Below are 8,677 nucleotides of genomic sequence, written 5' to 3'. Positions count from 1 at the left end.
GGGCGGCGACGATGCCGTGGATGCCGATGAGCACGACTCTTTGGTCCGTGGTGCCGTCCGGTTGTCTCCAGGGCCTCGTGTCCACGCGTCCGATGTATGGCGGGCGTGAGAAGAGTCGGCTCACGTGGTTTCTCCGTTCAGTAGGTTGCCGAGGTCGTGGTGGAGTCGGTGGGCGTGTTCGAGGGTGAAGCAGCCGAGGACGTGGAAGTCGTGGGCGATGAGCGCGATGCCGGGTGTGGTGGGTGCTTCGGGGTTGCCGGTATGCATGGTGGCGGGTTCGACGCGGAGGCTTGCTCCTTCGGCGTAGCGGCGGGCGTAGAGGCCTTTGTCGCTGACGTAGCTCATGCGGTCCTTTCGAGGCCGGTGATGGTGATGAGTTGGCCGGTGATGCCGCATACCTGTGTGGCGGTGTTGCTGGTTCGGTAGCGGGGTGCGGCATAGGTGTGCGGGTATTGGCAGCGTGGGCAGGTGATGCGGACGCGGCGTGGTTGGCCTGGCACGTCGAGATAGGCCCGCGCTGGCGCGGTGGGTATGTGACTCACGGGGCGTCCTCCTTGGTGTTGATGGAGCGGGCTGCTTCTTGGAGCAGCCGCACGGCGGTGTGGTGCTCTTGGGCGCATAGGTGGGCGGCGGCGTTGAGGATGAGGATCAGCTCGGGCCGGTCACGGAAGTCGGGGTAGCCGATGAACCATGAGGCGGTGTCTTCTTCCTTGGCCCATCCGGTTACGTCCCAGCGCGGTTCGCCGTTGAGCTCGCGGATGAGGGTGTTGGCTGCGTGAACTTGGCTGTGCAGGCTGCTCACGAGGCCTCCTTCTGGGTGGGGTGTAGGTGGTTGATGAGGCGTTCGATTTCGGCGGCGAGGTGGCTGAGTTCGAAGAGGTCGAGGTGTGCGATGGAGCGTCCGTTTTTGGCGAGGGTGCCGCCGGGGATGCGGGTGTTGTCCGGTTCGATCCAGTCGGAGCGGTAGATGGAGATGCCGGCGGGTGTGCGGTGGATGGTGTTGGCCATTGCTTGGGGTCCTTTCTGGGGACGGGGTGAGCCCTCACCGATTGCTCGATGAGGGCTCACCTTTTGGTCGTATGTCGGATTAGGCCGTCAGACCCGTCTTAGGCGTCAGGATCCTTGTGATTCCGGGGATTTTTGGCTGACGGGGTGCTGACGGGGTGACGGCTTGTGCTGTCAGGCCGTCCAAGGGTCGTCAGTGCTACTTCCCAGTGTTGGCGCGGTTTCTGACGGATCGGACGGGTCTGACGGGTTAGACGCCAAGACGGCTTGGAAGTGGAGCAGACCCGGAGTGAAAGCACTCTTTTCGTAAGCTCGGTTCTTGCCGTTGGAGCGGCTCTTTGCGTGGCGGAAGGATCGGGAGCGTAGCCGCCGTGCGAGGTCGTCCGTGGTGTTCAGTGGTCGGCCGGAACGGTCTCCCCAGACCCCTCCCAGTTGTAGCGGGCGGAGTCGTTCGATGAGCTCTGCACCGCTGAGTCGTTCCTCGTCTGGGCCGTAGGCGGCTGCGCAGTCCCGGTAGAGCAGTGCTTGCTCGGGGGTCTCGTCCTCAGCGTCGGCGCGGTCGGAGGTGATTGCCTCCACAGCGATCTGTCGGGAGAGGTCCGGCCAGCGTCCTCCGACCATGTCGGCGGTGATGATGAGCGGTCGCCACTTATCGCCCTCGCGTCCTACAAGCTCTGGTGGCATGGGCTCGTCGTGGTGGTAGGCCATGCCCAGCAGGGGCCGGACCAGTTCGCGTAGCTGCTCCCCGTATTCGAAGAGCGGCAGGGGCGAGGTTCGGTCGTCCCATTGCTGCACGAGGCCCTTCTCCATCGTGATCCAGATGAACCGCGATTCCACGTCGGCGGGGAGCTTGATGTTGATGCCTGCCAGCGCGAGCGGCGCGAACACGGGGAACATCTTCACCTCCATCGGGAGGTCTTTGCCGGTGGGGACCATCTTGGGGACGCCGCCGGCGTTGAGCTCGAAGGAACCGTTGAGCAGGGTCTCTGCGTCGCGGCGAAACGATGAGTCGTAGGAGAAGGTGCGTTGTGCTTCGTCGATGAGCACTGTTCCTCCTTGTCCCAGGTACTCGCGGATGGAGGCGAGCGTGGGTGAGAGGACCAGGGGCCATGCCGACATGGAGGCAGCGTGGAGGACTTTCAGCAGTGTGGACTTACCGACTCCGGGGCCAGGTGCGTCGATGGCCAGCGTCGGGGAGAAGTAAAGCCCGAGTGGGTCTTTGATCTTCTTCGTACGCGGGTCAAGAGGAATCTCAGGCTCGGGGCCGAGCTCAGCGAGAATCTCCTCGTCCTTGCGGCGCGCCAGTCGCATACGCCGGGCCTGATCCCGGTGCTCCTTCAAAGCCTTCACCTCGGGGCCTTCGGGGTCCGGGATATTCAGGAGGTAGGTGTGCACGATCCAGAGCACGGCGATCTCCACCGCGTAAGGGGTGGAGGCGTTGATGTACGGGCTGATGTAGCGCACGAGGCGTTCCACAAGCTCAGCGAGGTCGCGAGGCTTGTCAGCGGTCAAAGGGTCTCCTTGAGAATGGGCGAGGCCGCGCCCTCCTGGTGTGGAGAGCACGGCCTCGGGTTGAGAGTTGAGGTGGTTCAGGCGGCGGGCCTGAGCCGGGTGTGTGGGATGCGTCCGCTGCGTTGGTAGTACTCGCGGGCGTCGTGCCATCCCTCGTTGTATTGCTGCTGTGCGAGGGGGATCAGCTGCCAGCGGGCATATTCAGCGTTGGTGCCGTCACGCACGCCGTCGGTGTAGGCGCAGTGCCTTTCGTAGGCGATGAACGTTTGCACGTCGAGGCGGTCCAGGAGTTCCCAGAGGTCGGGCCTGGAGGCCTGCGAGGTAACCACGCCACCAGGCTTCGCCGGCTGCGATTGCGGCCTGTTCGGGGCAATGGTCATGGTTCATCCCTTGGCCTTGTGAGCCTGCCGGCGTGCCGGTTCGGGGTTGCCCCACCGTGCCAGGATCTCCGCTCGGACGGACGCGACCGTGAGGCGGGCCTCGTGCTTGGGCGACTGGGTCAACGCCATGAGGTCAGTTCCTTTCCCTCGCGAAGCTCGTCGATGTTGATGAACGCCCGCCGTAGAGCCAGGGCGACCGGAGAGTTAAGCGCGTACTCGTCTTGCACTCCGTCGAGGTACAAACACACGCCGGTCTCTGCCGTCCATGTCAGGTAGACGCTTGCGTCCTTAGCGTCGAGGATGTGGCGTTGCCACGTCCCGGAGTCGTGCACGCGGCCGCGCAGGTAGTCACGTTCTGAGGGGTCATCGAGTCCGTACATGAAGAATCCGCGCGGGATGTTCGGGAACCGCAGCCGGTACTCGCGTTCCCACTGCTGCTGATCTGCGGCGGTGAAAGTCTGGGTGCTCATCGGCTCATCACCTCAATGGCGACGGTCATGAACGCTGGGACGTCGAAGCCGTGATCCTCAGCGAACCGGGCGAGCGACTGCACGGTGTGCTTGCTCGGGTCGATGGCGTCCTCGGAGGCGAAGTAACTGCGGGCCTCGGAGAGGCGGTGATCCTCGTGAATCTTGGTGAGGAACGTGATCAGCTCGGGCAGGTGCTCGACGTGAACAACCTCGTCGGTCTCCAGGGCCACAGTCGGCCCGTCCTCGGCGCTCAGGTACTCGGTGACCTCGACGCCGGCGACGATCTCACAAGACACGCACACGGGCTCAGAGGGGCCCGTGGGGACGGCCGTCAGCCGGGGCTGGGGAGGGTTCACCAGATCTTCCAGGAGGCCCCTGAACGCAATGAGCTCGTCACGGTCAGGGTCACCCTCTTCGAACTCAATCCGGTAGCGGTCGATGCCGTCCACGTCCTTGTATCCGTGGGCGAAGATGCCGAACTGTGCGGCGTCAGGGGTCGAGATCTTGACGGGGGTAGCGGTAAGCTGAAGGGACACAACGGCCTCCTAGTAGGTGGTTGGTTGGACGGCTTCGATGCGAAGGTTTGGCGACTCGTGCATCGGGGCCGTTTTCTTGTTGGTGTGGGTGGTGCAGCGGGAGCAGGCGCAGCCGGGGCGCATAGCCCGGTGGACTGCCGTAGCCGCCGTGGGGTTCCTGAGGGCGAACGCGACAGGGCGATGAATCTCCGTGAGCGTCCTCAGATGCGCTCCGAGTGACTGGAGTGCAGCCTCATGCGTGAGCGGCAGGTCGAGCGTCTTGTGCTTGATCGCCGCCTTCCGAATCTGGTTCGAAGAGAGGCTGAGACCGCCGCCGTCCGATACCTGACGGATGAACTTTTCCCGCTCGGAGACGGTGAGGGTCACGCGGACTCCTCGAACGCGGCGTTGATCCAGGCGATGACATCCGACTCTCGGAACATACGGCGCCCGCCGATGAGGGCTGACTTGGGTGCGGTGCCGGTGTGGATCATCCACCGCAGCGAGGCCGGCGTCTTGCCGATCATGGGCGCGGCCTCGTTCACGTTCAGAAGCTTGATGGGTACGACAGCAGACACGATTCCTCCTAGGTAGAGGGGCCCGAAGCCCCTGTTGCGAACCTGCATTATTTGCGGCCCTGCATCGAGCGTAGTTGGTGGCGCTTGTAGCGTCAAGCGCATACGATGCAGGGATGCAATCACAGTCGAATGGGATGGGCCGGGTCGAGCAAGAAGTTGGGCAGCAAGTGGCCCTTCTTCGGAGCCAGGCATCGCTGACTCAGAGACAACTGGCCGACAAACTTACTGACGCTGGTATGGCAGTCGATGCCTCGGCAGTGTCTCGCATTGAGAAGGGTCAGCGAGCACTCCGAGTGAGCGAGGCACTGATCCTGGCTGATGTCCTGGATGTGGACATCGACTACCTGGTGTCGGGCGTTGAATCACCAGACAGGGACTTTCGAACAACTCGACGAGCCGCGGACGCGATGATGAACCGCCTCGCGCCAAGCATTGCCGACTGGCTGAACGCCCTGTCATACGCTCAGGAACTTGTTTCTGCAGACCCGCGCCTGTTAGACACCCTGAAGGACGAGGAAGGTCCTCAGGCTGCAGACCTCTATCTGGATTGGGTGACGCAACGAATCAGTGAGTTGGAATGGCCTGCCGGTGCTGACATAGAGATCGCAGAAGAGGATGCCGACATCCGTGTCGCACTTCGAAGGGCGGGGCACGCACTTGTGGATTCGGTGTTCCGCGAACCCACCCTCATCGTCGAAGGGAAGCCGGTAAGGGCCCTTGACCCGTGGGAATGCGCGAAGTCGAGTGATGGGTAGCGTTGCGAAGCGCCCGGACGGCAAGTGGAGGGCACGCTACCGGGACGCAGAGGGCCAAGAGCACTCCAAGCACTTCAGGCGGAAACACGAGGCCGAGAAGTGGGTTGCAGCGCAGACAACCGACCTCCAGCGTGGCGAGTACATCGACCCGAAGGCCGGAGAGATCACCCTGCGCGACTGGTATGCACAGTGGCGCGACGTGCAGGTCTGGGCTGTCGGCACCTACGCAAAGTCGAACCAGGCCATCGACTCCTGCGACTTCGCCGGCATGAAGATCAAGGACGTTCGCCCGTCCCACGTGCAGGCGTGGGTGAAGCGCATGGACACCCCGGACGCGGCAGGGAAGAAGCTCTCGCCGGGGACGATCAAGAACCGCGTGAAGATGATCCGGTCCGCCTTCAAGGCCGCTTGTCAGGACGCTGTCATCTTGCGAGATCCGACGGAGAAGGTGAAGCTCCCTCGGGAGCGCAAGGCCGAGGCGAAAATGCTGCTCCTCACCTCGGAGCAGGTGCGAGAGGCGATGGACTCGGCGCCGCCGGAGTTCTCAGCGTTCATTGCCGTGTGCGCGTTCGCGGGTCTCCGGCTGGGGGAGGCGGCAGGCCTACAGGTCGGTGACGTGGATTTCCTGCGGGGGACCATCACCGTTGCGCGGCAGGTGCAGGGGGCCGGTACAACTTCGCTCCGGATTGAGCCGCCCAAGCACGGCTCGGAGCGCGTTGTGTTTGTGCCGCGCCGGCTCACGGATCTGCTCTCACAGCACATCGTGGAGCAGGGCGTCCGGGGAGAGGCACAATGGCTGTTTGGTCGCGGTGAGCACGTCTACAACTGGAACAGTGCTGGCTTCATCTGGCGGAACACCCGTGCCAAGGCGGGTCTGCCGGAGGCGGCGCACATTCACGATCTGCGGCACTACTTCGCCTCGGGCCTCATCGCCTCCGGCTGCGACGTCGTGACCGTGCAGCGAGCCCTGGGGCACTCGTCGCCGTCGATCACCCTGGACATCTACAGCCACCTGTGGCCCACGGCTGAGGACAAGACAAGAGCCGCCGCCAACGGGTTGATGGCAGCGGCTCTTGGAGATTCTGCGGACCAGATGCGGACTAACCGCCCTGCATCCCAGTGATTTCGCGGGACTCAGAGGTACTCGGCGAACTCCTTCTCGATGATCTGCTTCGGCTTGGCGCCGATGGACGTGGCGACGTGCTCGCCGGCCTTGAAGACGTACACGGCCGGGATGGACGTGATGCCGTACTGGGCGGCGATGCCCTGGTTCTCGTCCACGTTGACCTTCACGACCTTGACGGAGTCATGCTCGTCGGCGATCTGGTCGAGGATGGGGCTCAGCATGCGGCACGGGCCGCACCACTCGGCCCAGAAGTCCACGATGACGGGCTTGTCGGACTTCAGGACCTCGTCCTGGAAGGTGGCATCGGTGACGTCGGCAACGGTGGCCATGGTGTCTCTCCTCGCGCTAAAGGGGTTGAATCAGGCGATCGCCGCGTCGGCGGCCTGAGCGGTCTCGGTCGAATCGTCGGTGGCGCAGGCCGTCTCGTGGGAGCCCAGGTAGTGCTCCACATCGATGGCGGCGGCGCAACCGGAGCCGGCAGCCGTGATGGCCTGGCGGTAGGTGGGATCCAGCACGTCGCCGGCGGCGAACACGCCGTCCACGGAGGTGCGGGAGGAGCGGCCGTCGACGGCGATCGTGCCGGCGTCGGTGATCTTCACCTGGTCCTGAACCAGGGCCACGCGCGGGTCGTTGCCGATGGCGACGAACACGCCGGTCACGGCGAGCTCGCTCTCCTCGCCGGTGTTCAGGTTGCGCAGGCGAACGCCCGTGACCTTGTCCTCGCCAAGCACGTCGGCGACCTCGGAGTTCCAGACGAACTCGATCTTGGGGTGGGCCAGGGCGCGGTCGGCCATGATCTTGGAGGCACGCAGCGAGTCGCGGCGGTGGATCACGGTGACCTTGGAGGCGAACTTCGTCAGGAACAGGGCCTCCTCCATGGCGGAATCGCCGCCGCCGACCACGGCGATCTCCTGCTCGCGGAAGAAGAAGCCGTCGCACGTGGCGCACCACGAGACGCCGTGGCCGGAGAGGCGGGCCTCGCTGTCCAGGCCCAGCTCGCGGTAGGCGGAGCCGGTGGCAAGGATGACGGTGCGGGCGCGGTGGATGGTGCCGTCCATGAGGACGACCTTCTTGATCTCACCCTCGAGCTCCACGGCCGTGGCGTCCTCGTAGAGCACCTCGGCGCCGAACTTCTCGGCCTGCTCCTGCAGCTTGCCCATGAGTTCGGGGCCCATGATGCCCTCGGGGAAGCCCGGGAAGTTCTCCACCTCGGTGGTCTTCATGAGCTCGCCGCCGGCCTCGACGGAACCGGCGATGACGAGCGGGGACAGGTTGGCACGCGCCGTGTAGATCGCGGCCGTGTACCCGGCGGGGCCGGAACCAACGATGATGACGTCGCGCACGGCGTCGTTGTTCTGAGCGGCCACGTGAGCCTGCCTTCCTCGCTTGCTGCGGTGCGTCCCGAGCGGGGCACACCTTCTCTGTGTGTCGTAACGGTTCGGTGCGCGGGCCTATTCCCGCGCCCCGATGCCCTTCAGGGGCGGGTCAGGAGACCTTGATCTCCGAGACGGTGAAGCCATAGGGGCGATCGGCCGAGCGCGGGGAGGCCAGGCGCGGCAGCTCCGAGACGGTGACGAAGACGTACTGGCCCTCGACGGGCTTGCCGCCGTTGACCGTGGGCGCCTCGAGCGTGGCGCCCGAGAAGGAACCGGAGAACACGTCCTTGGCCGCGTCGGCCGACGGCGTGCTGCCCACGGACACGCGGACCTCGCCGCCGGTGCCGCCGAGCCCGCTCATGGTCACCGACGACACGTCGGCCGGCTTCTCCAGCTTGATCATCAACGTGAACTCCTTGAAGAAGTTGCCGAAGGCCGGCGTCTTGTAGGAGTACGTGGTGAAGCGCGTGGAGGACTGTCCGTCCGCGGCGTTGGACGGCGACGTCCGGCCGGAATCGAAGAGATTGGAGAGCTGCCCCTCCGCCGGGGCCACGAGCTCGGCGGAAGCGATCTTCGGCTTCGCCGCGGTGGGCGTCTGGCTGCTGGCCTCGCCGCTGCCGCTCGTGGTGGGCGCGGTGGTCGTGGCCGAGGTCGCGGGGCCGGCGGTCGGCTGCGCGCCGCCCCCGCCCAGGGCCTTCACGGCGAAGACAACACCGCCGATGAGCACGGCGACGAGCACCAGGCCCACGAGCAGGCGCGTCCAGCGGTGCGAATCGGCGTCCTCACGCTGGGAGGAAGGATTCGTGCCCACGCGCGCCAGGACGTCGTCGGCCGCTGCGGCAACCCGAGCGCCGTCGTCCACCTGGGCCGGGGCACCGGAGGACGCGCCGAAGGCGGCGGCCTGTGCACCCGCCTGCGGGGCGCCGGCGGCGGCCGCCTCGCGCGGGAAGCGTGAGGCAG

The 8,677-nt window shown here is 65.3% G+C and carries 14 protein-coding genes and 1 pseudogene; 2 read left to right on the top strand and 13 right to left on the bottom strand.

The genetic code is table 11. From position 1 onward, the window contains the following. Positions 1–120: 120 nt before the first annotated feature. The 10 genes from Q0A15_RS09620 to Q0A15_RS09575 all read right to left on the bottom strand — a co-directional run bounded on the left by Q0A15_RS09620 (position 121) and on the right by Q0A15_RS09575 (position 4,460). The gene (locus Q0A15_RS09620; RefSeq protein ID WP_291279310.1) at positions 121–345 is read right to left on the bottom strand and encodes a hypothetical protein; all 225 of its coding nucleotides are present in this window, start codon (positions 343–345) and stop codon (positions 121–123) included. Between the two features lie 193 nt (positions 346–538). Next, complete coding sequence (locus Q0A15_RS09615) at positions 539–802, bottom strand: hypothetical protein (protein WP_291279309.1); 264 nt, start codon at positions 800–802, stop codon at positions 539–541. Continuing rightward, complete coding sequence (locus Q0A15_RS09610) at positions 799–1,008, bottom strand: hypothetical protein (protein WP_291279308.1); 210 nt, start codon at positions 1,006–1,008, stop codon at positions 799–801. The genes Q0A15_RS09615 and Q0A15_RS09610 overlap by 4 nt, the downstream gene beginning before the upstream one ends. Positions 1,009–1,179: 171 nt before the next feature. Then, positions 1,180–2,517 carry a DUF3631 domain-containing protein gene (locus Q0A15_RS09605; protein WP_291279307.1) on the bottom strand — a complete coding sequence of 446 codons (1,338 nt, stop codon included), beginning with the start codon at positions 2,515–2,517 and terminating at the stop codon, positions 1,180–1,182. Between the two features lie 77 nt (positions 2,518–2,594). After that, on the bottom strand, positions 2,595–2,897 hold the full coding sequence (locus Q0A15_RS09600) for a hypothetical protein (protein ID WP_291279306.1): 303 nt from the start codon (positions 2,895–2,897) through the stop codon (positions 2,595–2,597). Between the two features lie 3 nt (positions 2,898–2,900). Continuing rightward, positions 2,901–3,026 (bottom strand): hypothetical protein, encoded by a 126-nt coding sequence (locus tag Q0A15_RS09595; protein ID WP_291279305.1) that lies wholly within the window; start codon positions 3,024–3,026, stop codon positions 2,901–2,903. Further along, positions 3,017–3,367: a hypothetical protein gene (locus Q0A15_RS09590; RefSeq protein WP_291279304.1), complete on the bottom strand. Its 351-nt coding sequence runs from the start codon at positions 3,365–3,367 to the stop codon at positions 3,017–3,019. The genes Q0A15_RS09595 and Q0A15_RS09590 overlap by 10 nt, the downstream gene beginning before the upstream one ends. Continuing rightward, positions 3,364–3,903 (bottom strand): hypothetical protein, encoded by a 540-nt coding sequence (locus Q0A15_RS09585; RefSeq protein ID WP_291279303.1) that lies wholly within the window; start codon positions 3,901–3,903, stop codon positions 3,364–3,366. The genes Q0A15_RS09590 and Q0A15_RS09585 overlap by 4 nt, the downstream gene beginning before the upstream one ends. A gap of 9 nt (positions 3,904–3,912) precedes the next feature. Then, the gene (locus Q0A15_RS09580) at positions 3,913–4,269 is read right to left on the bottom strand and encodes a hypothetical protein (RefSeq protein WP_291279302.1); all 357 of its coding nucleotides are present in this window, start codon (positions 4,267–4,269) and stop codon (positions 3,913–3,915) included. Beyond that, on the bottom strand, positions 4,266–4,460 hold the full coding sequence (locus Q0A15_RS09575) for a helix-turn-helix domain-containing protein (RefSeq protein ID WP_291279301.1): 195 nt from the start codon (positions 4,458–4,460) through the stop codon (positions 4,266–4,268). Before Q0A15_RS09575 ends, Q0A15_RS09580 begins: the two co-directional genes overlap by 4 nt. A gap of 113 nt (positions 4,461–4,573) precedes the next feature. Here Q0A15_RS09575 and Q0A15_RS09570 point away from each other — a divergent pair, with 113 nt between their 5' ends. Together Q0A15_RS09570 and Q0A15_RS09565 are read left to right on the top strand one after the other, a co-directional pair. Further along, positions 4,574–5,215, top strand: a complete 642-nt coding sequence (locus tag Q0A15_RS09570) for a helix-turn-helix domain-containing protein (RefSeq protein WP_367273381.1) — start codon at positions 4,574–4,576, stop codon at positions 5,213–5,215. Beyond that, positions 5,208–6,338: a site-specific integrase gene (locus tag Q0A15_RS09565; RefSeq protein WP_291279300.1), complete on the top strand. Its 1,131-nt coding sequence runs from the start codon at positions 5,208–5,210 to the stop codon at positions 6,336–6,338. Before Q0A15_RS09570 ends, Q0A15_RS09565 begins: the two co-directional genes overlap by 8 nt. 11 nt (positions 6,339–6,349) lie before the next feature. On the opposite strand, the gene trxA is transcribed toward Q0A15_RS09565, so the two are convergent. The 3 genes and pseudogenes from trxA to Q0A15_RS09550 all read right to left on the bottom strand — a co-directional run. After that, on the bottom strand, positions 6,350–6,670 hold the full coding sequence (gene trxA / locus Q0A15_RS09560; protein WP_119424642.1) for a thioredoxin: 321 nt from the start codon (positions 6,668–6,670) through the stop codon (positions 6,350–6,352). A gap of 30 nt (positions 6,671–6,700) precedes the next feature. Continuing rightward, positions 6,701–7,684, bottom strand: a complete 984-nt coding sequence (gene trxB, locus Q0A15_RS09555) for a thioredoxin-disulfide reductase (protein WP_291279311.1) — start codon at positions 7,682–7,684, stop codon at positions 6,701–6,703. A 142-nt stretch (positions 7,685–7,826) separates the two neighbouring features. Beyond that, a pseudogene (locus Q0A15_RS09550) lies at positions 7,827–8,677 on the bottom strand (hypothetical protein); the annotation flags it as partial.

The organism is Galactobacter sp. (assembly GCF_022712295.1).
Lineage (GTDB): Bacteria > Actinomycetota > Actinomycetes > Actinomycetales > Micrococcaceae > Galactobacter.
This window is presented reverse-complemented; position numbering and strand designations above follow the sequence as displayed.

Coding starts and splice junctions, on each gene's coding strand:
- Q0A15_RS09620 (WP_291279310.1), bottom strand. CDS start 345: ATGAGCTACGTCAGCGACAAAGGCCTCTACGCCCGCCGCTACGCCGAA.
- Q0A15_RS09610 (WP_291279308.1), bottom strand. CDS start 1,008: ATGGCCAACACCATCCACCGCACACCCGCCGGCATCTCCATCTACCGC.
- Q0A15_RS09600 (WP_291279306.1), bottom strand. CDS start 2,897: ATGACCATTGCCCCGAACAGGCCGCAATCGCAGCCGGCGAAGCCTGGT.
- Q0A15_RS09595 (WP_291279305.1), bottom strand. CDS start 3,026: ATGGCGTTGACCCAGTCGCCCAAGCACGAGGCCCGCCTCACGGTCGCG.
- Q0A15_RS09590 (WP_291279304.1), bottom strand. CDS start 3,367: ATGAGCACCCAGACTTTCACCGCCGCAGATCAGCAGCAGTGGGAACGC.
- Q0A15_RS09570 (WP_367273381.1), top strand. CDS start 4,574: ATGCAATCACAGTCGAATGGGATGGGCCGGGTCGAGCAAGAAGTTGGG.
- Q0A15_RS09565 (WP_291279300.1), top strand. CDS start 5,208: ATGGGTAGCGTTGCGAAGCGCCCGGACGGCAAGTGGAGGGCACGCTAC.
- trxA (WP_119424642.1), bottom strand. CDS start 6,670: ATGGCCACCGTTGCCGACGTCACCGATGCCACCTTCCAGGACGAGGTC.